This is a genomic window from Prauserella halophila, from assembly GCF_024171895.1.
In the GTDB taxonomy this organism is placed as follows: Bacteria; Actinomycetota; Actinomycetes; order Mycobacteriales; family Pseudonocardiaceae; genus Prauserella; species Prauserella halophila.
Map to the genome: position 1 here is coordinate 81,996 of NZ_JAMTCQ010000013.1, position 22,449 is coordinate 104,444.

Sequence of the window (22,449 nt, forward strand, 5' to 3'; positions counted from 1 at the left end):
CTTCGTAGACTGCTCTGTCATGGGCGTCGACCGCAGCACCCGCGCACCACTGCACCAGCAGATCGCGGACACGCTGCGTCAGGAGATCCTCGGCCACGACCTCCCGCCCGGGGAGGCACTGCCGAGCGAGGCGGCGCTGTGCGAGCGGTTCGGCGTCGCACGGAGCGTGGTGCGCCAGGCCGTCGCCGGTCTCTCCGGTGACGGCCTGGTGATCCGCAGGCAGGGCAGGCCGACGATCGTCGCGCCGCCCGCCGAGTACCGCCGTCTGGTGCAGCGCGCGACCGGCATGTTCGACCAGTTCGCACGGCGCGGGCATCAGCTGCGCACGACGGTCCTCGACCTCTCCCCCGCACCACCACCGCCCGGCGGGCGCGACTTCCTCGGCACCGACGACACGATCCGGATCGAACGGGTCCGGCTCGTCGACGGTGACCCACTGTCCTATGTGCGCACCTGGCTGCCCGCCGACCGCGTACCGGGCCTGCACGCCGAACACCTCGCCGACGCCTCGCTGCACCGGCTGTTGGCCCGGGCCTACGACCTCCGCCCCATGCGCGGCAGGCGCCAGGTGCACGCCGTGGCCGCGGACGCGCGCCTCGCCGACGCACTCGGCACGGAGTCCGGCGACCCGCTGCTGTTGCTCGAAGGTGGCACGACCGATCAGCACGACCGGCCGCTCGAATGGTTCAGCGCGTGGCATCGCGCCGACCGCGTCGTGTTCGACATCGACGTCTCCGAGTCCATGGAGACGCTGCGCCTCGACGCCACCGACGCACCCTCCGACGCGGATTCCAACACGCGGGACGCCGTGTCGGACGCCGCAGGCCCGCAGCAGGCGGCAGCCACTTCCGAGGCCGCACCCAGCGGGGCCGACCTCGCCGAGGCGCGCAGGCTGCTCGGCGAACTGTCCCGTCTCCTGCACTGATCGGCAGCGATCCGCGCTCGTCCCGTACGAGGCGACCGGGCGCCGCGCCAGGTGTCCGGCCAGCGCACGGTCGGGATGGACGGACCTCGGCTTCGCGTACTCGCCGATCAGCCGGAGTCCTCCCCGGGAGCGGTCAGCGCCGGGATCGCCGGATGGTCGAGCAGGGCGCCGACGACGGCATCGACGGCGGCCCGCGGGGCGCTGCCACTGCGGACCACGATGGTGACGTTGCGGTGCACCGGCGTGGTCAGCTCACACGTCGCGACGGCGAGTCCTGCGGGCACGGCCAGAGCGGGCAGCAGCGTCACCGCCCGGCCGGCCTCCACCTCACCCAACTGCAGCAGGTAGTTGCTGAACCGGCTGACGGTCCGCGGTTCGAAGCCGGCCTGCCGGCACAGCCTGCGCGTCAGCTCGGCCATGTACGAACCCGTGCGGTCGCCGGTCCACGTTTCGTCCGCGCACGCCGCGAGGTCCACGGCACGCCTGCGTGCCAGCGGGTGCGCCTGCGGCAGCACGAGCACCACCGGATCGGTGCCCAGCGGCACGATCTCCAGATCACGTCCCCACGGGAACTCGACGTAGTCGGTGGTCGTGATGATCACGTCGAGGTCACCGGTGCGCAACGCGGGCCCGCTCTCGTGCGGTTCGGATTCCACGAGCTCGACCTGCAACTGCGGGTGCGAATCGGCCAACCGCGTCACGGCGGGCACGGCGAGCGGCTGGATCGCGCTCTGGAACGCCCCGACGCGCACCGTGCCCATCGGCTCGTCACCGAGCATGCGCAGCTCGGCCTCGGCCTCGGCCATGCGGTCGAGAATCTCCCTGCCCCGCCGCGCGAGCAGGCTGCCCTGCCGGGTGAGCCGCACGCGCCTGCCGCTGCGCTCCAGCAGCGTCGCCCTGGTCTCCGACTCCAGCACCGTGAGCTGCTGCGAGACCGTCGACGCGCTCAAATGCAGCGTCTCGGCCACCGCGCGCACGGTGCCGAGGCTTTCCAACAGGGACAGCAGCCGCAGCCGCCACGGGTTGAGCATGACCCCAGTCTGCGCCGGATCGTTCGACAACACCGAACAGCGGCGTCGACATCGTGTGATGGACGCGATGCAACCCGCGTTCGTAGCGTCGGGAGCATGACCGACACCGCGCACCTCATCCGCTATCTGGGCCGTGGCGGGTTCAGTCCCTCCATCGTCGACCGCGCCGCAGGCACCTCGGTGTTCACCGACGACGGCCGAGAACTGCTGGACTTCACGTCCGGGCAGATGAGCGCCATTCTCGGCCACTCCCACCCCGAGATCGTCGCTACGATCAGTGACCAGGCCGCCCGGCTCGACCACCTCTACAGCGGCATGCTCAGCCATCCCGTGCTCGAGCTGTGCCGCAGGCTCGCCGAATCCCTGCCCGCTCCGCTCGAGAAGACCATGCTGCTCAGTACCGGCGGCGAGGCGAACGAGGCGGCGCTGCGCATGGCCAAGCTCGTCACCGGCGGGCACGAGGTCGTCTCGTTCGCGCGGTCGTGGCACGGGATGACGCAGGCGGCCGCGGGCGCCACCTACAGTGCGGGCCGCGGTGGCTACGGCCCTGCCGCACCGGGCAACTTCGCCCTCCCGGTGCCGGACCGGTTCCGGCCCGACATCGTCGACGCCGACGGCGAGCTCGACTGGCGCCGGCAACTGGACCTGGCGTTCAACCTCATCGACGCGCAGTCCACCGGCAGTCTCGCCGCCTGCCTCGTCGAGCCCGTTCTCAGTTCGGGCGGCATCATCGATCTGCCGCCCGGCTACCTCGGTGCGCTGCGGGACAAGTGCCACGAACGCGGCATGCTGCTGATCCTCGACGAGGCGCAGACCGGCCTGTGCCGCACCGGCGACTGGTACGCCTTCGAACGGGACGGCGTCGTGCCGGACATCATCACGCTCTCCAAGACCCTCGGCGCCGGGCTGCCGCTGTCGGCCGTCGTGACGAGCGCAGAGATCGAGCAGCAGGCCCACGAACTCGGTTTCCTGTTCCTGACCACCCACGTCAACGATCCGCTGCCCGCGGCCGTCGGCAACACCGTGCTCGACGTCCTCGCGCGGGACCGCCTGGACGAGCGCGCCGCCGAGCTCGGCGTGCGGCTGCGCGACGGACTCGGCGAACTCGCCACGCGGCACCCGGTCATCGGGGACGTACGCGGGCGGGGCCTGCTCGTCGGACTCGAACTGATCACCTCCGGCGGCGACACGGCCGAGAGCGACCGGCTCGGCGCCGCGGTCACGCAGCGGGCGGGCGAGCTCGGCCTGCACATGAACATCGTGCAGTTGCCCGGTATGGGCGGCACGTTCCGTATCGCCCCGGCACTGACGGCCACCGAGGCCGAGATCGACCGCGGCGTGGAGATCCTCGACAAGGCGCTCGGCGACGCCGCCTGACGCGCCGTAACCGCCACGGCCGGGGTGACGACTGCGAGCGCTCCCCGGCCGTGACGGCGTGCCCGGCTGCCGACAGCGTTCGGTCCGCACCGCGAGCCGACGGGTAAACTTTGTTTACACACGTCGAAGCGACCGCCCGCGAGATCGTCCGGAGGCAGCCATGAGCACCACACCCCGCGTCCTGACCGCAGCCAGCACGGTCGGCAGCTGGCTCGAACACCCCGACGGTGGCGCCGCGATCCGTGAGCTGCTCGAGCAGGCGGGCGTGGGTGCCGACGCGCTGGCCCCCGTGGCGAACCTGCCGCTGCAGGAACTCGTCACCCTCAGTCAGGGCAGGCTGTCGCAGGAGGTCGTCGACGCACTCGTGCAGCGCGTCGGCGGCGGACCTGCCGAGGCGGACGAATCCGCGTGGCGGGAACGCATCACTCCCGGACGCTTCGACGGCCGCACCGTCGTGGTCACCGGCGCGGCGTCCGGCATCGGCCGTGCCACGGCGCGCCGCATCGCCGCCGAAGGCGGCAGCGTCGTGGCCGCCGACATCACCGAACCGGGGCTCGAGACACCGCCGTCCGAATCGGACACCGGACGCATTCTGCCTGTCACGGCCGACATCACCCGCGACGACGACATCGACCGCATCGTCGCCGCTGCGGCCGGACGCATCGACGGGCTCGCCAACGTCGCGGGGGTCGTCGACGACTTCTCCCCCGCCCACGAGACGTCCGACGAGATGTGGCGCCGCGTGTTCGCGATCAACGTCGACGGCGTGTTCCGGCTCACCCGCGCCGTACTGCCCGCCATGCTCGAACGGCACTCGGGATCCATCGTGAACGTCGCGTCGGAGGCCGCCCTGCGCGGCAACGCCGCGGGTGTGGCCTACACCGCGGCCAAGCACGCGGTCGTCGGCATCACCAAGAACACGGCGTTCATGTACGGCCCGCACGGCATCCGCGTCAACGCCGTAGCCCCGGGCGGCGTCGCCACCGGTATCGCCCAGGGCGGCGCGCCGGATTCGGCCTGGGGCAACGAGCGCACCCGCGACTTCCTCCGCATGATTCCACCGATCGCGACGGCGCAGCAGCTCGCGGCGTCGATCACCTTCCTGCTCGGCGAGGACGGCGTGAACGTCTCCGGCGCGATCCTGCCCTCCGACGGCGGCTGGTCGGTGCAGTGACACCGTGCCACGCTTCAAGGCTGTGGTGTTTCAGGGCTGCGGGCTGACGAGCTGCTGCACGATCGCCCCGTAGCGCGCAACGAGTTCCTCCCGGTCATCGGCCAGGCTCTCGTCCCCCACCACCCACAGCGAGTACAGCAGTCCGCCCACGGCGGCGGCTGCCATCCGCGCGCGCAGGTCCGCGTCCGCACCGGACAGCCGGGCGCGCAGCGGCGCGACGAGTGCCTGCTCGTGGACCTCGCGCAGCCGCTCGGCAATCCGCCGTTCTCCGCTGCCGCGCACCAGGGCGAGGTACACACCGCGAATGTCGTCCGTGGACAACACGACCTCGACGAAGCGCCTGCCGAAGGAGGCGATCGGCACGTCCAGTAACGGCTCGTCGTCGATGGTCAGCCGCATCGTCTCGAGGAACAGTTCCTCCTTGCTGCCGAAGTAGCGGATGACGAGTGCCGCGTTCACTCCTGCTTCGCCCGCGATGTCCCGTACCGGTGTCCGCGCGTATCCGCGTTCGAGAAACAGTCGCGCCGCGGCCGCCCGGATCGCCTCCCTGGTGGCCGTCCCCGATCCCCGCTCCGACATGAGCGTCAGCCTAGGTGTTGCCTGCCGGGACGACGCGATGCGCCGCGCTCACGGATCCGGCACCGTGCACCGCGGCACGACGCCACTGCCGCGGCGAGGGTCGCCACCGGCGGCACCCCGCGCCGGACGACGCGTGGACGATCACGCCGGTCCGGGTCGGTCACACTCGCCGGAACGACCGCATCCGCCGCAGGTACTGCAGCAGACCATGCAGTGGTACCGGACGCGGCCACGCCTCGGAACGGAGATAGGCGTCGGTTCCGCCGTCCACGAACACGACGCTGCCCACCATGAAGTCGGCGGCGTCGGACAGCAGGAACACGATCCAGTCCGCCAGCTGCGCCGGATCGCCGAAACCACCCGCCGGGACCGGGAACGAGGCCACCGCCCTGGCCGACGACGGATCGGCGAGCTGCTGTTCCAGCAGCGGCGTCAGGACCGCTCCCGGCGCCAGCGCGTTGAGCCGGACACCGGAGCCCACCCACTCCGGCCTCACGGCCTCGCGCCGGGCCCAGTGACTCACCGCGAGCTTCGAACCGGCGTAGCTCATCACCGCACGCGCCGGGCCGTGGAATCGCAGGGCCCGCACGGCCTTGGCGCCGTCGCCCGCGAGCAATGCCCGCACCATGCGCCGCGGCACCAGCGGAGTCGTCGTGGCCGAGTTGCTGGACACGACCACCGCTCGGCCCCCGCCCCCGGCGGCCAGCGCGGGTCGCCACGCCTGCAGCAGCTCCGTCACGGCGAAGTAGTTCACCTCGACGATCTCGCGTTCCCGGCCGCGCACCGGGCCGAGTCCGGCGGCCAACACGGCACCGTCGAGCCGATCGGCACCGGCCTCGCGGATCGCCTCCGCGGCGTTCCGCCGACCGGCCGGGGTGGCCAGGTCTGCGGCGACGTCGGTGTCACGCAGATCCACGCCGAGCACGGTGTGCCCTGCGGCACGCAGTGTGTCGGCCGCCGCCCTGCCCATTCCGGAAGCGGCTCCGGTGACCGCGTACACGCCCATGCCACGCCCCTTTCCCACGCGGAACGTAGCAACGACCCGCCGCTGCGCCCAGGGCCGTTTCAATCAGTGGTGGACCGCTTCGATCGGTGGCGGTGCCGCTCCGTGACGTCGGCAGGTATGTCCTCCCGTACGACTCACGCATCGACCGGCACCACCGGCTGGCGGAGGATAGTGCGCCGCTTCTCCGGCGGTGTCCTGCGCGGATCGCTGAAGTAGATCTCGTGATGGGTCCCGGTCATCCGCAATCCGCGTGCGGGGATGACGTCGTCGTGCATCGCGGCGAGCACGGGCCCCTCGTCGTCGAACGAGCCGACGTGCAGCGTCTGGACACAGGTTCCCTCCGACAGCACCTCGCAGCGCAGATCGTCGATACGCGCGGGCCGCTTCTTCGCCGCGACCGCCGAGATCGCGGCATCGACCATGCCGCCGTCGACCCACTCCGGCACCATGATCAGCATCGTCCACGACCACTGCGTCTTGTCGCGCCCGGTGGTGAACGCGGCCATGTCCTCGGCCCACCACAGTCCTTCCAGTGGCGGCACGACGTAGTCACGGCCGAGGTCACGTCTGCTGGCGAACTTCAGCGTGTAGGCCACCGGATACAGCGCGCCGAGGGCGTCGGCGAACGCGGCCGACGTGTTCGGGTCGCCGTGCCCGTCGACCATGAGGAACCGCAGGTCCGGCACGTCGAGGACGTCGAACCTGCCCTTCCGGGCGCGGTAGCCGTCGACCGTCTTCGTGACGTCGACCTTCTCGGTGGCGGCCATGCTCCGATAGTCCCGCACCCGGGCGCCGATGTGGTGCGAACGCCTCATCCGGGAGCCGTTGTCCGGGACGTCGTACGGTGGTCGATATGGCCTCGATGCGCGTTCTGCCCGTCCTCGGCGTCGTCCCGCTCCTGCTGCTGACCGGCTGTTCGGCCGTCTCCTCCGACGGCTCGGCGGAACGCGCCGATGGCCGCGGCAGCGCCCAGGCCGTGGTCACGGGACTCGACGCGCCCTGGTCGGTCACGTTCGCCGGGAAGACGCCCCTGGTCAGCACACGCGACGACGGCGAGATCCTCGAGATCACCGGCGACGGCACGCGGGTGGCCGGGACGATCGACGACGTGGAACCCGGCGGCGAAACCGGACTGATGGGACTGGCCATCGACGATCGGCAGCGCCTGTACGTCCACTCGACGGGACCCGACGGCAATCGGGTGCAGCGCTACCCGGTCGAAGGCGAGCCGGGGGCGCTGTCGCTCGGTGACGCCGAGACGATCGTCGACGGCCTGCCGTCGGCCACGATCCACTCCGGGGGTCGGATCGCGTTCGGGCCCGACGGCATGCTGTACGTCACGGTGGGCGATGCCGGGGTCTCCGACGACGCGCAGGACCGCGGCAACCTCGCCGGGTCCATTCTGCGGCTGACCCCGGACGGCGACGTGCCCGGCGACAACCCCTTCGACGGCTCGCCGGTGTACAGCTACGGACACCGCAACCCCCAAGGCCTCGCCTGGGCCGACGACGGCACCATGTTCGCGTCCGAGTTCGGCGCGGACACCTGGGACGAACTCAACGTCATCGAGCCAGGCCATAACTACGGCTGGCCCGTCGTCGAAGGGATCGGCGGCGACGAGCGGTTCACCGACCCGGTCCAGCAGTGGCGGCCGGACGAGGCCAGCCCGAGCGGCATCGAGATCCACGACGGCACGATCCACATCGCCAACCTGCGCGGCGAGGTGCTGCGCACGGTGCCGGTGGCCGAACCGTCGTCGTCGGCCGAGCTGCTGGCGGGCGAATACGGCCGGCTGCGCGACGTCACCACGACGCCCGACGGCGAGCTGTGGATCCTCACCAACAACACCGACGGCCGGGGCTCGCCCGCCGACGGCGACGACCGGATTCTCCGCCTGATCGAGCGGTGACCGGCTCCGCCCGACCCGGCGGGACCCAGCGCGAGTCGCTCGGCCCCGCCAGGCCGTTCGGCACCGCGAGCCCGCCCGGCCCGGCTCGGCGCGGTGTGGCCACGGTGAGCCGGGTCAGCCGACCCGTTCGACGGACTCAGCGGCATCGACGGGCTCGGCGGGCTCAGCGTCCGTCGGCTCCGCACCGGACGGGTCGCGGTCCAGCATCCCGGCGGCGACGGCGATCCCGAGGCCGACGACGGCCAGCACCGCACCGATGATCGCGGGCGAGGCATAGCCCAGCCCGGCGCCGATGCCGATCCCGCCGAGCCACGCGCCCCCGGCGTTGGCCAGGTTGAACGCCGAATGGTTCGACGCCGCAGCCAGTGTCGGAGCCTTCCCGGCCTTCTGCATGATCAGCACCTGCAGCGGTGCGGTCACCCCGAACCCGACGGCGCCGAGCACGACGGTCATGACCACCGCCGACCACTGCGCGTCGATCGCGAACCAGAACACCACCAGCACCACGGCGAGCGCCGCCAGGGAGCCGTAGATCGTCGGCCGCAACGCGCGATCGGCCAACGGGCCCACGATCAGTGAGCCCGCGGTCATGCCCGCGCCGAACAGGGCCAGCACCACCGGCACCGCGCCGTCCGACAGGCCGGCCAGTTCCGTCAGCATCGGGGAGATGTAGCTGTAGACGGCGAACACGCCCGCGAACCCGAACACCGCGGTGGTCAGCCCGAGCACGACCTGCTTGCGGCCGAGCGCGACCACCTCCGTCCGCAGGCCGACGCCCTCCGGTTTCGGCAGCGCAGGCACGAACGCTGCCACCCCGGCGGCTGCGAGCAGCCCGAGCACCGCGACGACCAGGAACGCGGCACGCCAGCCGAAGACCTGGCCGAGGAACGTGCCGGCCGGGACGCCGACGATGTTGGCGATCGTCAGCCCCATCAGCACCCGGGCGACCGCCGTCGCCTGCCGTGCCGGTCCGACGAGCTGGGCCGCGACGAGACTGGCCGCGCCGAGATACGCGCCGTGCGGCAACCCGGCGATCACCCGGGACGCGAACACCCCTGCGTAGCCCGGCACGAGCACCGTCGCGACGTTGCCCAGGACGAACAGCACCAGGAACGCCAGCAGTGCCTGCTTGCGGCCCAGCCGGGTCGCCACCGCCGTCAGCAGCGGCGCACCGACCACCACGCCGAGCGCGTAGGCCGAGATGAGATTGCCCGCGGTGGCCACGGACACGTCGAGACCGCCCGCCACCTGCGGCAGCAGGCCCATGATGACGAACTCGGTGGTACCGATGGCGAACGCTCCGAGCGCGAGAGCGCACAACGCCACAGCCATGAGGGCATACCTTTCCTGTGCATCGAGCGGGGCAGTGACGGCGACGGCCGGGCCCGCAGCTCCGAAGGCCGGTTTGGCACGTGCCAAACCCACGATCTCAAGACGTATCCGAATCGTTCAAGTGGAAGGCCTGTGATTTGCCTCGCCGACGACGCCAGCAGGAGTGCCGTCCCGGTGGCCGGTACGATTCCGGACACCCGCGCGCCGGTCAGAGGGCAGCGATCAGGAGGCAGCGATGCCGCGGTCGGAGGACTGCGAACCCACCCGACGTCCGACGATGGCCGACGTCGCGGCGCGCGCCGGGGTGTCGCGCCAGACGGTCTCGCTCGTACTCGGGGACAAGCCGGGCCCGAACCCGCACACCCGCGAGCACGTCCTGCGCGCCGCGGAGGACCTCGGGTTCCACACCGATACGGCGGCCCAGTTGCTGCGGCGGGCGCGCAGCCGCCAGCTCGGCGTGCTGTTCACGATGGAGCACTCCCTCGATCCGCTGGTGATCGAGGGGTTGTACGCGGCGGCGGCCGGGCTCGACTACAGCATCGTGCTCAGCGCGATCCTGCCCACGCGTGGCGTACGGCAGGCCGTGGACGAACTGCTCGGGCTCCGTTGCGAGGCGATCATCCTCATCGGACTGTCCATCGAGTCGCCCGCCCATCTGACCAAGATCGCGCGGCAGGTTCCGGTCGTCGAGATCGGCCAGCACACCGGCGGAGCCGGCATCGACAGTGTGCGCACCGCCGACGACGAGGGAGCGCGCCTCGCGGTGGACCACCTCGTCGCACTCGGCCACCGCAACATCGTGCACGTCGACGGCGGCCACCTGCCGGGCGCCGCCGACCGGCGTACGGGCTACCGGGACCGGATGCACGAGCACAGGCTGGACGGGTATGTGGAGGTCCTGCCGGGCGACTACACCGAGGAATCCGGCGTGCGCGCCGCCGCGGACCTGCTGTCCCGTCCGGACCGGCCGACGGCGGTCTTCGCGGCCAACGACAGTTGCGCCGAGGGGCTGCTCCACACGCTCGGCCGCGCGGACGTGCGTGTCCCGCGGGACCTGTCGATCGTGGGCTACGACGACACCCGTGCAGCCGGCATGTCGTATGTCGACCTGACCACGATCAGGCAGGACGCCACGGCGATGGCCGAGTTCGCCGTGGCCGCCTGCGCCGAACGCCTCGACGACCAGCGCACCGCGGCAAGGGACGTCGTCCTCACCCCGACGCTGACCGTCCGCGGCAGCACTGCGCCGTGAACCACTGCGCCGTGAGCCACTGCGTCATGAACCACTACGTCATGAACACGGCGTCATGAACACGGCGCCGTGGCCACAGCGCCGTGGCCGTTACCGCCAGTCCTCGTTCTTGTTGTTCTCCCAGTCGCCGATGACCGGTGGCGCGATGACCTGCTCGGGAGCGAAGACGTCCTCCTCGTCCTCGAGGTAGCCCGCCATGCGGTGCTCCTCGTCTTCCTCACTCTTCCGGCCCGCGGCCCCCATCCCGGGTGCCATCCCACCGGCCATTCCGCTGCCTGTCGCGCCGCCACCGGTCGCGCCGCCGGTCACGTGCTGCATGCCGGCGCCGCCGGAGGTACCTCCCACACCCCACGATCCGCTCCCGGTGGCCGGACCACGTCCTCCGGCGTTGGCGCCGCCGGAACCGCCGGAACCGCTGGAACCGCCGGCGAGTACTCCGCCGATCCCTCCGCCTGCGCCGGCTCCGGTCGCGCCACCGAGCCTGCTGCTGATGTCACCGTTCACCGACCCGGACCAACCGGGCGGGGTGGCACCCGAGGGATGGACGTCCGGGGCGGTGAACTTCGGAGGCACGTACGACGAGGCGCCAGTACCACTGTCGTCGACGTCCGGGATGTCGGGCGCGGCCGGCGAGAAGGACCCGGAGTTGTCCGGTACATCCGGCACGTCCGATACGTCCGGCGAGTACGACCCGCCACTCGCAGCCCTCGGCGAGAACGACTCCCCACCGCCGTCCGGCACCTGCGGCACAGTCGCCGAGAACGGCTGTCCGCTCCGCGGGACGTCCGGTGCCGCCGGTGCGGTCGGCGAGAACGGCCCGCCCCCACCGTCCGGCATGCCCGGAACGTCCGGCGCATCCGGCGAGTACGACCCGCCACTCGCAACCCCCGGCGAGAACGACTCCCCACCGCCGTCCGGCACCTGCGGCACAGTCGCCGAGAACGGCCGGCCTCCGTCGCCGGACTCCGCCGGGGTGATGACGCCGTCGCCGTCTCCGGCCGGGCCGCCGGCCGCGAACGACCGGTTTGCCGGTGACACCGTCCCGGCAGCCGGCTGAGCCTCCTGTCCGGGGGCGAACGACCCCGGTTCCCGGACCTGTGGCGTCACCGCAGGGGTGCCGGCGGCCACCTCGCCTGCGGCGGCCTCGCCCGCGGCGGCCCCGCCCGCGGCGGCCTCGCCCGCGGCGGCCCCGCCTGCGGCCGCCCCGCCTGCAGCCGCCGTGGCCCGTGGTCCGGCGAGCGCGGGCGGCGGCGAGAACAGTGGCATGTCGACGGCGCCCCCGACGGTCTCGTCGAACTGCGTCATGATCCGGGCTGCCTGCCCCCGCCTGGCCTCGCTCTCCTGCATCGTCTGCATCTCCTGCTGGGCCGCCACGGCATAAGCCGTCGGATCACCGATGCCGGCCAGCCGCCGGTTGGCCTCCGCCGCGGAGAACGGCAACGGCGGGTTACCGTCCATCTGCTTCTGCGTCTCGTTGAGCGTCTGCGAGTGGATCTGTTGCTGACGTCCGGTGAGAACCGCGCCCTGCGCCGTCGAGCCCAACCACTTGGCCACACCGGCGAGATGCTCCCTCGCGGCGTCTCCGCCTTCACCCTGCCAATCGCCCATGCTGTCGCTGATCGCATCCGCGACAGCCTTCTGGTGCAGCGTCAGCTCGTTGCCGGTCCGCACCCATTCCTCGGAGGTCTCGGCGACCGCCGCGGAATCGGCCTGGCTGCCGAGGGTCTCGACCATCTGCTCGTGCGAGGCGTTCTCCCACACCGTCCTGGGTGCCTCGCCCGCCCGGCGGATCTCCAGACCTTCGTCCATGCCGCTCCGGTCGCTGGTGAGGAAGCGCTGGTAGAGAGCCTGTGTGAACGTGTCGCCGAACGCGCTGAAGGGGAAGATGTCCGACACGGCCTCCGCGACGGCGCGGAACTCGTGCCCCGACTCCGCCTTGTCGTTGATCTCGCCGACGTAGAACGGCGACGACGAGTCCATCGTCACGTCGTAGTGCGGACTGTCGGGGTCGTAACTGTCACTCTGCGGGTCCGAAACCGCCTGCGTCTTCTCTTCCGGAGTGGACGTGGACACGGTCGTGGCACCTCTTTCAGCGGGCGGGAAAAGTCAGACGTGATCGTGGAAACTCTCGAGTTCGCCGCGGGTTCCCGACTCCGTGTCGGAATACCGTCGCTTGGCCTCGCGAATCGCCTCGATGTACTGCGGGAGTTCTGCCTTCGCCTGGCGCAGCTGAGTGAGCAACCCGTGCTCGTCGGCAGCCGTGTTGACCGTGTGCTGTGCTACCCACTTCGCCGTCGAGGTCGCACTCAGCGGCGGCGACGTCTCGAGCTTCGAGAGCGTCGCCCAACGGTTGTTGAGAGTTTCGAGGATGTCTTCGAGTGCACTGATCATCCGGTTGCCCGTGGTCTCGTCGACGGCGAAGCCGCCGTCGGTCGCCATCTGCTTCAACTCACGCCCGCTCAGCATCGACGTACCTCGCTCGGCCGGCCGCAGCACCGCACCGGTTGCCGCCGTGGGTTGGACCTCGCGGGCCTCGTCCTCACTCATCACACACTCCCGACTCAGTAGGTTTCGGCCACCAGACCGTGAATGGCACGTGACACCTCGGTACGGCCGGCAGGCTCGTAGCGGGCGACGAACTCGTTGTCGACCTCACCGGCATGCACCAGATACCGGCCCTCGTCGGTGTCCACCCAGCCGACGGACCGTGGTACGGCCGCCTCGCCACTCGACGCCGACACGACGATCTGCCCACCGCCCCGTCGTTCACCCGAGAACGCGCGGCGCAGCCGCTCCTCACCGGACTCGCCGGCTCCGCGCGAGCTTCGCCTGCCAGCGGTCTTCCCCACAACGCGGATGTTTCCGAACGCGCTGGTCTCCTCCTCGTCGTGAGCCCGTTCGGCGGCCTTCCGGACATCGAACGCGGAGCGGTACTCGGGCAGGCCCTGCCGAACCGTCGCCTCGGGACCGGTGGCCGCGGGCACAGCTGGCAGCGCGGCGGTGAGTACGTCGATGAGATCGTCGTCGGAGAACAACCGGAACTCCAGGTCGTCCTCCCCGTGGTGCTGTGTGACACCGAGCGCGTCGGCGCCGTCGGTGAGCACCACCCTCGCGATCTCGGCACCCTGGTCGTCGATTCCGCTGATCGCCACCGACACCCGGTGGCTGCCGACCAGCTCGAACGCCCTCCTCACATTCGGGTGGGGATCCTTACCGACCAGGAGTCCGCGCTCCGCGAGCGTGCCGCTGACGATCCCGGCGAGCGTGCGCAACCGGCCGGGATCGGCGGTGGTGTTGCGCACGCGTAACGGAAACCGCCGAATATCCACACCGAAAGCCTGAGCGACGACACTCGCCTCGACGCTGCCCAGCACGAACTCGAAACTACCGAACACCTTGCGAGAGGCCACCTTTCCGGAAGAGTGCCGGGTGATCGCTGCGGCGCGAAGACTAGCAGCAGTCCGGACGCCGGCCCATGAGGTGGCAACAAGTTCACTCCCTGTCCGCTCATCTGAGCGCGACAGGATCGCGCGACAGGATCGGAGTGCACGGGGTTCTGGACCGCGGCCACGCGTAGCGATAGGTTGCCCGTGGCATCGTCGCCTCCTCATTGGATTGCATCCGACACCGCGCGGGCTTCGCCCGCTTTCTCCCTCGCACGCCGGCCGCCGTGTCAGAGCGTGCGGAACGGCCAGATCCGTCGCCACCGCGCGGGGTGACGTGCCGACAATGGATCAGCGGTCCAGCATATCGAAGGAGAAGGGTGTGGAACCGAATCCGAATCTGAGGCCGGGCGAGGACCTCCAGCACTACGTCGAGCGGCAGGCCGTCGAGATGCAGCAGCGGGCCACCGAGCTGCAGGACGCGTTCGCGGCAGCAGCGGCCACCGTGAGTTCGCGGGACGGCGCGGTCACCGTCTCGTTGGCGCCGAACGGCGCCCTACGGAGCATCCAGCTCGGCAAGCGCGCCTGCGAGCTCGGCGAGGCGAGACTGACGACGACCATCATGGACACCGTCCGCCAGGCGCAACGGCAGACCGCGCAGGCGGTCGCCGGCTCGGTGGAGTCGATCATGGGAGGTGGCGAGGTGCTCGAGATGATGCAGGGATTCCTTCCCGCCGACCCTGCGGCCGGCGGCGAAATGGACCAGACCACGTCCACTCGGGAGCCCGATCCCGACGCGGACCCGCGGCCACCGAAGCCCGCGACACCGTCGACGTCGCCACCACCGTCGGCGTCGCCACCGTCGTCGCGACCCGCGCCGCGGCGACGCCCCGAACAGGACGAAGCAGATGACGATGAGGTGAATCCTTGGTGAGCGGCGGGTACGAAGTAGACGATCCCGAGGCGTTCGACGTTTTCGGCAGGCATCTGGACGACCTCGCGGACAATCTCCGCGGAACCGCCGAGATGATCGGGGGCTGTGTGGCCGACCCCGGGCTGTTCGGCGTTGTCGGCCAGTTCTTCGGTCTCGGTGCCACTCTCCACTGCGGCAGGGCGCGCGACCAGTTCACCAGCTACGCGACCTCGGTCGGGACGTTCCGCGAGAAGCTCGACGAGGCCAAGCGGACCTACCGACAGCAGGAAGAGGACGTGGCCGGTTCGATTTCGGAGCACAAGGCATGAGCGGGGACTACAAGCCGGGCGACTTCTGGCACGATCCGCAGGACACGCTGGGCAAGAAGGACATGCTCAGCGGCGCGGGCATCATGGATTCGTCCAACGCGCTGAGCGTCGGTGTCGACGAACGCAACGACGTGGCGATCGGCCTCGGCTCCGCCGGACTGGCACTCGACACGTTGGGGCTGGCGATAGACCCCGTCGGCAGCCTCGTCTCGGCGGCCATCGGCTGGCTCATCGAGCACGTCACACCCTTCCGCGTACCCCTCGACATGATGATGGGCGACCCCATCGGCATCGGTGCCGCCCAGGAAGCCATCGATGCCGAGCGCAAGAAGCTCACCGAGTGGGCCGAGGAGCACCGGAACGCTCTGGAGAAGCTGCGCGCATCGTGGCGGGGCGCGGCCGCCGACGCCTTCACCAAGGACATGGAGGGACTGAAAGCCCATCTGGACTCGCTCGGGAAGTACGTCGATTCGGCGTCCCAGCAGATGGGCATCGCCGGCGGCCTGGTGGGCGCCTTCCGGGGCGTCATCCGGGACATCATCGCGGGTGTCCTCGGCGGCATCATCGCGGGCGCATTCGCGGCCGCAGCGGCCATGCCCTTCACGTTCGGTGCCTCGATTCCCATCTTCCTCGGCACGGTCGTCGCGACCGTCGGGATCACGATGACGAAGATCGGCGTGCAGATCACCAAGCTCACCCAGAAGCTCACCCAGAGCCGGACGAACATCGACGAGACCGGCAAGATCGGCGACGACGCCGCGAAGGCGTTCGACGACGCGGCCAACGGCGGGTCGAAGCCGACGCCGGGCGGCGGCAGCGGCAGTGGCAGTGGCAGTGGCAGTGGCAGCGCTAGACCGCCGAAGCCGGATCTCACCATCGACACCAACGTGCCCAAACCGGACGCGGGAAGCAGCCCTTCCAGCGGAGGCACCGAGTACTTCACGCCGGACGCGGGAAGCAGCCCTTCGAGCGCAGGCACCGAGTACTTCACGCCGGACACGTCTCCCCGGCCCGGCTCCGGTTCACCGTCCGGCGGTAGCTCACCTGGCTCGAACGGCAGCGACCCCGGCGGCAACGGGCCGATCTCATCCACGCTGGACGGTGGTGGCCGGCCCGGCGGCGCCGCCGGCAACTCCAACGGCGGCAACTCCAACGGCGGCAACGGCAGCACTGGAAACGGCGGCAACGCCGGCCACGGCAACGGTTCGGGTACACCCGATGGTGGCGGCAAACCCGACGGCGAGACCTCCCTCAAGCCCGGGCACGAACCATTCCCCGACAAAATGGTGCGCTATGCTAAGGAGCACCTCGAGCAGGAGATCGTCGACAAGCTGCCCCACGCGAGGCCGGCCGAACACCAGATCATCCTCGACAAGTTCGATAAGTACGCAGGCATGGGCAAGCCCGACCTGACGAAGATGCTCGGTGAGCAGGACGCGGCACGATTCGAATCCATCGTCAAGACCCTGACGGACCCGACCTACGGCTGGCGCGGATTCCTGTCCAAGAGCTCCATCGAGTTCGTCAAGTCGTTGGGCGACGTCAACAAGGAACTGAACATGAACGACGAGTGACGACCGGCACGCCGGTGGTCGAGTATGTCGGACAGGTGTGTACTCGACCGCCGGCGTTCGGGCGCGCCTCGCGCCGGAACGCCGGCGGTACCGTGGAAACTCCGCGCCTTCACGCCCACTACCGGCAGAGGTCCGGCCTGCGGTCGTCGATCACGACCGCGCAGCGCGAGCGAGCGCGGCATCTCGGGGAAAACCGAAACTCGGGGAACACCGAAACTCGGGGAGACCGTCACGGTCGCGATCACCAGCCCCGACGAGGTGCACGCCTTCCACCCGGACGGGACCGCGCCTGCCCGCCGCAGGCCGACCGGCGCGATGACGCAGGCAGAGCCGCCGTGCGACGACGGCGACCACGCCGTTGGCGGCGATTCGCCCCGCGGCGGGCCGCGACCTCACCGTGTCGCGTGGCGGCGGCGGAAGGCGCCGGTCAGTAGAGTTCGATGACGAGCTTGTCGGTGAGCGCGCGGGAAACACACAGTGCCATCTGGTCGCCCGCCTGCCTGTCGGACGCCGACAGGCACCGGTCCCGGTGATCCGGGGTGCCCTCGAGCACGCCGGACACGCACGATCCGCAGATCCCTTCCTCGCAGGACTTGAACACCTCGATACCGTTCTCACCGAGCACGCTGAGGATCGACTGTCCCGCCGGGACCGCGAACGTCTCGCCCGTGTCCAGTTCCACGGTGAAGGAATCGTCCTCGCCCGTATCGGCCTCGGCGGCGACGAAGTGTTCGACGTGGACCCGCTGCTCGCCCACCACCGGAGCGAACGCCGTCACCACCTCGGTCATGAACCCGTCCGGCCCGCACGTGTAGACGTGGCTCTCCGGCGTCAGTTCCGGCGCCAGATCCGCCAGCACCGCGGGAAACTTGTCCCGCGGGGTACCGAACCGCAGGTGGACCCGGCCCCGGAACTCGGCGAGACTCTCGAGGTGATCGGCGAACGCGGCTTCTTCCCTCGAGCGCGCGAAGTAGTGGAGTTCGAACTCCGCTCCCCTGCCGGCGAGTTCGTGGGCCATGCCGAGCAGCGGCGTCACGCCGATGCCGCCCGCGACGAGCAGGTGCCGGTCGGCGTCCGGGGCGAGCGTCAACAGGTTCCGCGGCTGCCCGATCTCCAGTGAGTCGCCTGCCGAGACGGTGTGCAGCGCCTGCGAACCACCACGCGAGTCCGGCTCCCGCTTGACGGCGATGTGCAGCGACGACCGGTCACTCGGCCTGCCACACAACGAGTACTGCCTCACCAGCCCGGTCGGGCCGACGACGTCGACGTGCGCGCCCGCCTCGTACGCCGGGAACTCCGCGCCGTCGGTCCTGGTCAACCGCAGACTGCGGATATCGGCGGTCTCGTCGACGACATCCGCCACACGTACGGGGATCGTGTCCATCGCCATGCTCACTTTCCGTCCTCGCCCGCCGGGCGTCAGCGCAGATACAGACCACCGTTGACGTCCCAGCACGCCCCGGTGACCGAGGCGGCAGCCGGAGACGCGAGCAGGGCGACCGTGTCGCCGACGAACGCCGGATCCCCGAGCTGGCCCACCGGAATCGTCGATGCGAACGATTCGAGGTTCTCCTCCCCGACGATCGACCGCACCATCGGGCTGTCCTGCGGGCCCGGGGACACCGCGTTGACCGTCACGCCCCGGGGCGCGAGTTCGCGGGCGAACACCTTCGTCGCCGACAGGATCGCGCCCTTGGACGACGCGTAGTGACCCCCGGTCGCCGTCCCGCCGTTCTGACCGGCCAGCGACGCCATGTTGACGATGCGGCCGTATCCCTGTTCGGCGAAGTGCGCCCCGAAGATCTGGCACGCCTGGAACGTTCCGCCGACGTTGACAGCCAGCACGTCGTCGAGTTCGTCGGTGGTGATCTCGAGCAACGGCGTCGCCCGGGTCCGCGCCGCATTGTTCACGAGCACGTGCACGCCACCGAAATCCGTGAGCACCCGCGAGAGCAGGTCCTCCAGCGCGGCCCGGGCCCGCACGTCCACGCCGTAGCCCTTGGCCGTGTGCCCGGAACCGTCGAGCTGTCCCGCCACGGCGTCGGCGGCGTAGCCGTCCACGTCGGCGATCGCGACGCCGTATCCGTGCTCGTGCAGACGACGCGCGATCGCCTCGCCGAGTCCCGCTCCACCGCCGGTCACCACCGCGGTCTGTGCCGCGCTCACAGCAGGAACCCCGCCGCGGGCACCGCGTCCTCGCTGTCGACCAGCCGGACGACCTTCCGCACGATCCGATCACCGACCGCACCGTCGGCGGCCAGCCGCACCCGGTGCGTCAGATCGGCGGCCCAGATGTCGTGCCGCCGTCGTTTGTAGGCGATCAGCACCTGCGCCGAGCGCAGCACCACCTCGGTGTCCGAAACCGACTCCGGCACGAATCGCGACACCGTGCGCACCGTGCGGGCGGCGTCGACCGCGGCAATGGCGTAGCCCTCGGTCATCCGTCCCACGCGCAGCTCCCGCATGCGGGCGTCGTCGTAGACCATGTTGAGCGTGTTCTCGAAATCGTCGGTGTCCGGATCGATCGGCACCACGTACAACCCGTCGCCGGTGAACAGCTCGTTCCACCCGAGGTAGTCGGCGCGGTCGAGCAGCTCGGCCTCGCGCCACACGAGGTCGATCGCCCTGGCGGCCCTCGCATCGGTCGTGCTCACGGGCTCGGCCACGGCCGGCGCCGTGGTGGCTTCAGTCATCGCGCATCATCCGCTTCCACTGGTTGTACGCCGCGCGCATGCCGGTCTCGTCGGTCACGTGCGACGTCGGCCATCCCTCTGCACTCGTCTTCTCCCGCGCGCTGCCGCGGTTGACCAGGATCGGCATCGCCGGTTCGGCCCGCGCCCCACGCTGAACCCGGTCCCAGCCCTCGGCGTCGTCCGGCGTGCCGAACCCGAACGGGCCCTGGAAGTGTTCGTGGATCCGCAGCCGCTCCCGGTTCAGCGGGTCCAGTTCGGACGGTCCGTCGGGCCCGATCGCGACGTGCTCGATCACCGTCTCGTCGACGGCCACGGGCCGCAGCACCCGGAAAAATGCGGACGACATCGCCACGTTCGGGAACAGGTTGAGGTTGAATCCGGTGCCGTGCATGGCGCGCAGCAGCCGGCGCACTTCCGCATCGGAGAAGGACTTCGACAGCTCCGCGGCGAGATCGTCGAACCTGCCCTGCACCGGCTCACTGCCGTCGTCGACGTCGAGATCGGCGTGTTCGGGCACCATCTGCATCACGCTGTGGCCGTTGCCCAGATCGTGCGTGATCGCATCGGGGTCGGTCATGAACGACATCATGTCCGCCGTCTCGGCATCCACCGATGCCATCCAGGACCGGTGCACGATCGGGAAATGGTAGCCGTCGGTGGTGTTCTCGAGCTGAATCTTCCAGTTCCCCTTGAACCGGAACTGGTGCTTGCCGAGCACCTTGATCGGGTATCCGCCGCCCTGCTTCATGAACCGGTCGATCCAGAGCTTCGCGTCACCGAGGAAGTCGGCGAGCGGTTCGGCGTCCGCGTCGAGGGTCGCGAAGACCATGCCGCCGTAGCTCTCGGTGCGCAGCTTCCGCAGGGACAGGTCCCGCTTCTCGACGACGTCCTCGTAGCCGTCGGGGTACGGAATGCCGCGCAACGTTCCGTCGAGGCCGTACGACCACGCGTGGTACGGGCAGGTGAATCCGTTCGCACGGCCCTGCGGCTTCTCGCACAGGCTCGCGCCGCGGTGGCGGCACCGGTTGAGCATCGTGTGCAGGTTGTTCTTGCGGTCGCGGGTGACGATCACCGGCTGCCTGCCGACATACGTCGACTTGAAACTCCCCGGCGTCGCCAGTTCGCTCTCGTGAGCGACCCAGACCCAGGTGGTCTCGAAGATGGCCGCCATCTCGCGTTCGAAGATGTCGGGATCGGTGTAGAGCCGACCGGCCACGCGGTCCCCCGCGACCAGGTCCGCGGGTGCGGTGTCATCGATGTGCTGGTTCATCCGGCTTCTCCGTACGTGTCATTCGGGGAGCGTGACGTCGTCGCGGACCGTGAGCGCCCGGCCCATCCGCGCCTCGACCTTGGCGAACCGCCAGAGTTTCGCGTCGCCGTCGCCGACCGGGGTCGTGCGGAACAGGTTGCAGGCGGCCTTGACGGTGTCCTGGGAGTCGACGTCGGCCAGGATGTAACAGGTCCACGGCCAGCCGTCCGAAGGTCCGACCAGATGCGAGTCGTCGTCCATGTCGCCGATGAAGTCGACGCCCGGCATCTCCTTGATCCCGTCCATCATGGACACGAAGGCCTTCCAGACGTCTCCGGGGCCGACCCCGTCGGCGGGAAGATCGAAGAAGTTCTGGTTGATTCCGATACAGAAGAGCACGCGAAGCGGTTGCGCGGTCACGCCGGCCTCCTTGTGGTCACGGGATTCACGGTGTCGCAGGGTTCACGGTGTCGCTGGCGGGCGTCGCGACGCCTGTCACTGAAAACCGGGTGTCGTGGGGTCCATCCCCATCAGGACCGCCCCGGCGGAGTCGTACATGGCCGGGCCGAGAAACGCGTGCTGCTTGGGCACGAGCGCGTCGCCGAGCAGCCGCTGCAACGGGTGGCTCCGGTTGATCGGTGCCGTTCCGGAGATCTCCACGAGATCGCCGACGACGTCGGATGCGGTCTTCGCCAGGTGCGCCGAGGCCAGCCGCAGGTGCGCGTTCTGCTCGTCGGTGGCCGGATCCCCGGCCACGACCGTTTCCCACACCTCGTGGCTGAGGTCGTAGAACCACGCCCTGGCCGACCGCAGCGCCGCCTCGGCCGAGGCGACCTGGGTCCGGTAGTGCGGCCGGTCGGCCAGTTTCGGAGCGCCGGTCACTCCGGCGTAACCGCTGCCGACCTGTTCGGCGTGCTCGAGCGCGGCGCGGGCGACGCCCGACCCGACGACGGCCAGCACCTGCGCGGCGTACGCGATGACCGGATACCGGTACAGCGGTTCGTCCACAGCGGACTCACCGCCGCGGATGAACGTCCACTCCCGCGGCACCTCGGTGTCACGGACGACCAGATCGAACGATCCGGTGCCCCGCATCCCGACGACGTCCCATTCCTGGACGATCTCGACCTGGTCGGGGTGCAGCAGCGCCGTCCGCGGTTTGCCGCCGGTCGAGGCATCGCCGGGAATGCCGACCCCGAGGATGTCGGCGCCCATGCAGCCGCTGGCGAACTTCCACCGCCCGTCGACCCGGAACCCGCGATCGGTGGCCTCGGCGGGCTGAACCGGGAAGAGGCCGGCGGCGAACGTCACGTCGGGACCGTCCCGGTAGAGCTCGGCCTGCGTTTCGAGTGGCAGCGCCGCCAGATAGATCAGGGCGGAACCGAAGCTGGCGACCCAGCCGGTGGACCCGTCCACGGCGGAGATCCGCTCGATCCGGTCCAGGAACTCGGCAGGCGGCAACGGCTGCCCGCCGAACTTCGCGGGTGTGGACGCGCGATAGATGCCGAGCTGTTTGAGTCGCGCCACGAAGTCCTTCGGCACGTACCGCTGCTCGTCGAACTCGGTTTTCCGATCCTCGAGCTCCGCCAGTACGTCGTCGAAGGTGACGGCGTCGTCGCCACGTTCCCGCGTTGTCGCGGATTCGCGGATTCGCGTCTGCACCATTGCTCCTCCTCGTTCGACCGACTTCGACGCTACGAAGCGGCAGCGGGATGCGGTATTG

22 protein-coding genes are annotated in these 22,449 nt (G+C 70.2%); 8 read left to right on the top strand and 14 right to left on the bottom strand.

All coding sequences use genetic code 11. The annotated features are described in order from the left end of the window. The first annotated feature begins 19 nt into the window (after nt 1-19). A complete protein-coding gene (locus LY41_RS19690; protein WP_253865661.1) occupies nt 20-925 on the top strand; it encodes a GntR family transcriptional regulator in 906 nt (301 codons plus the stop codon). Nucleotides 926-1,032: 107 nt separating this feature from the next. Here LY41_RS19690 and LY41_RS19695 read toward each other — a convergent pair whose 3' ends face one another. Continuing rightward, a complete protein-coding gene (locus LY41_RS19695) occupies nt 1,033-1,956 on the bottom strand; it encodes a LysR family transcriptional regulator (protein WP_253865662.1) in 924 nt (307 codons plus the stop codon). A gap of 96 nt (nt 1,957-2,052) precedes the next feature. On the opposite strand from LY41_RS19695, the gene LY41_RS19700 reads away from it, so the two are divergent. Together LY41_RS19700 and LY41_RS19705 are read left to right on the top strand one after the other, a co-directional pair. Further along, on the top strand, nt 2,053-3,333 hold the full coding sequence (locus LY41_RS19700; protein WP_253865663.1) for an aspartate aminotransferase family protein: 1,281 nt from the start codon (nt 2,053-2,055) through the stop codon (nt 3,331-3,333). 160 nt (nt 3,334-3,493) lie between these two features. Then, nucleotides 3,494-4,507 carry an SDR family NAD(P)-dependent oxidoreductase gene (locus LY41_RS19705; protein ID WP_253865664.1) on the top strand — a complete coding sequence of 338 codons (1,014 nt, stop codon included), beginning with the start codon at nt 3,494-3,496 and terminating at the stop codon, nt 4,505-4,507. Between the two features lie 30 nt (nt 4,508-4,537). On the opposite strand, the gene LY41_RS19710 is transcribed toward LY41_RS19705, so the two are convergent. From LY41_RS19710 to LY41_RS19720, 3 genes are all read right to left on the bottom strand, one after another. Further along, a complete protein-coding gene (locus LY41_RS19710) occupies nt 4,538-5,086 on the bottom strand; it encodes a TetR/AcrR family transcriptional regulator (protein WP_253865665.1) in 549 nt (182 codons plus the stop codon). A 160-nt stretch (nt 5,087-5,246) separates the two neighbouring features. Continuing rightward, nucleotides 5,247-6,092 carry an SDR family oxidoreductase gene (locus LY41_RS19715; protein WP_253865666.1) on the bottom strand — a complete coding sequence of 282 codons (846 nt, stop codon included), beginning with the start codon at nt 6,090-6,092 and terminating at the stop codon, nt 5,247-5,249. Between the two features lie 134 nt (nt 6,093-6,226). Beyond that, nucleotides 6,227-6,859: a GyrI-like domain-containing protein gene (locus LY41_RS19720; protein ID WP_253865667.1), complete on the bottom strand. Its 633-nt coding sequence runs from the start codon at nt 6,857-6,859 to the stop codon at nt 6,227-6,229. Nucleotides 6,860-6,945: 86 nt separating this feature from the next. Here LY41_RS19720 and LY41_RS19725 point away from each other — a divergent pair, with 86 nt between their 5' ends. Beyond that, entirely contained in the window at nt 6,946-8,001 is a 1,056-nt protein-coding gene (locus LY41_RS19725; RefSeq protein WP_253865668.1) for a PQQ-dependent sugar dehydrogenase, read from the top strand. Between the two features lie 114 nt (nt 8,002-8,115). On the opposite strand, the gene LY41_RS19730 is transcribed toward LY41_RS19725, so the two are convergent. Next, nucleotides 8,116-9,333, bottom strand: coding sequence for an MFS transporter (locus tag LY41_RS19730; protein WP_253865669.1), 1,218 nt, complete (start codon nt 9,331-9,333; stop codon nt 8,116-8,118). Nucleotides 9,334-9,568: 235 nt separating this feature from the next. On the opposite strand from LY41_RS19730, the gene LY41_RS19735 reads away from it, so the two are divergent. Then, nucleotides 9,569-10,585, top strand: a complete 1,017-nt coding sequence (locus LY41_RS19735; RefSeq protein WP_253865670.1) for a LacI family DNA-binding transcriptional regulator — start codon at nt 9,569-9,571, stop codon at nt 10,583-10,585. Between the two features lie 90 nt (nt 10,586-10,675). Here the strand turns inward: LY41_RS19735 and LY41_RS19740 are convergent, their stop codons facing one another. From LY41_RS19740 to LY41_RS19750, 3 genes are read right to left on the bottom strand one after another with little or no spacing between them, the layout of a single operon-like run. After that, complete coding sequence (locus LY41_RS19740; RefSeq protein WP_253865671.1) at nt 10,676-12,658, bottom strand: hypothetical protein; 1,983 nt, start codon at nt 12,656-12,658, stop codon at nt 10,676-10,678. A 33-nt stretch (nt 12,659-12,691) separates the two neighbouring features. Continuing rightward, a complete protein-coding gene (locus tag LY41_RS19745; protein ID WP_253865672.1) occupies nt 12,692-13,132 on the bottom strand; it encodes a hypothetical protein in 441 nt (146 codons plus the stop codon). A gap of 14 nt (nt 13,133-13,146) precedes the next feature. Further along, complete coding sequence (locus tag LY41_RS19750; protein ID WP_253865673.1) at nt 13,147-13,980, bottom strand: ESX secretion-associated protein EspG; 834 nt, start codon at nt 13,978-13,980, stop codon at nt 13,147-13,149. 370 nt (nt 13,981-14,350) lie between these two features. On the opposite strand from LY41_RS19750, the gene LY41_RS19755 reads away from it, so the two are divergent. Genes LY41_RS19755 through LY41_RS19765 form a run of 3 tightly spaced genes read left to right on the top strand, consistent with a single transcriptional unit; the run spans nt 14,351 to nt 16,784 of the window. Further along, nucleotides 14,351-14,902, top strand: a complete 552-nt coding sequence (locus LY41_RS19755) for a YbaB/EbfC family nucleoid-associated protein (RefSeq protein ID WP_308292281.1) — start codon at nt 14,351-14,353, stop codon at nt 14,900-14,902. Further along, complete coding sequence (locus tag LY41_RS19760) at nt 14,899-15,210, top strand: hypothetical protein (protein ID WP_253865674.1); 312 nt, start codon at nt 14,899-14,901, stop codon at nt 15,208-15,210. The genes LY41_RS19755 and LY41_RS19760 overlap by 4 nt, the downstream gene beginning before the upstream one ends. Then, nucleotides 15,207-16,784, top strand: coding sequence for a WXG100 family type VII secretion target (locus tag LY41_RS19765; protein WP_253865675.1), 1,578 nt, complete (start codon nt 15,207-15,209; stop codon nt 16,782-16,784). Before LY41_RS19760 ends, LY41_RS19765 begins: the two co-directional genes overlap by 4 nt. Nucleotides 16,785-17,211: 427 nt before the next feature. Here LY41_RS19765 and LY41_RS19770 read toward each other — a convergent pair whose 3' ends face one another. The 6 genes from LY41_RS19770 to LY41_RS19795 all read right to left on the bottom strand — a co-directional run bounded on the left by LY41_RS19770 (nt 17,212) and on the right by LY41_RS19795 (nt 22,391). Beyond that, nucleotides 17,212-18,174: a PDR/VanB family oxidoreductase gene (locus tag LY41_RS19770; protein WP_253865888.1), complete on the bottom strand. Its 963-nt coding sequence runs from the start codon at nt 18,172-18,174 to the stop codon at nt 17,212-17,214. 29 nt (nt 18,175-18,203) lie between these two features. Further along, a complete protein-coding gene (locus LY41_RS19775; protein WP_253865676.1) occupies nt 18,204-18,950 on the bottom strand; it encodes an SDR family NAD(P)-dependent oxidoreductase in 747 nt (248 codons plus the stop codon). Beyond that, complete coding sequence (locus LY41_RS19780) at nt 18,947-19,477, bottom strand: aromatic-ring-hydroxylating dioxygenase subunit beta (protein WP_253865677.1); 531 nt, start codon at nt 19,475-19,477, stop codon at nt 18,947-18,949. The genes LY41_RS19775 and LY41_RS19780 overlap by 4 nt, the downstream gene beginning before the upstream one ends. Continuing rightward, nucleotides 19,470-20,747: an aromatic ring-hydroxylating oxygenase subunit alpha gene (locus tag LY41_RS19785; protein WP_253865678.1), complete on the bottom strand. Its 1,278-nt coding sequence runs from the start codon at nt 20,745-20,747 to the stop codon at nt 19,470-19,472. The genes LY41_RS19780 and LY41_RS19785 overlap by 8 nt, the downstream gene beginning before the upstream one ends. Nucleotides 20,748-20,765: 18 nt before the next feature. Further along, nucleotides 20,766-21,146 (bottom strand): hypothetical protein, encoded by a 381-nt coding sequence (locus LY41_RS19790; protein ID WP_253865679.1) that lies wholly within the window; start codon nt 21,144-21,146, stop codon nt 20,766-20,768. 75 nt (nt 21,147-21,221) lie between these two features. After that, complete coding sequence (locus LY41_RS19795) at nt 21,222-22,391, bottom strand: acyl-CoA dehydrogenase family protein (protein WP_253865680.1); 1,170 nt, start codon at nt 22,389-22,391, stop codon at nt 21,222-21,224. Between the last annotated feature and the right edge of the window lie 58 nt (nt 22,392-22,449).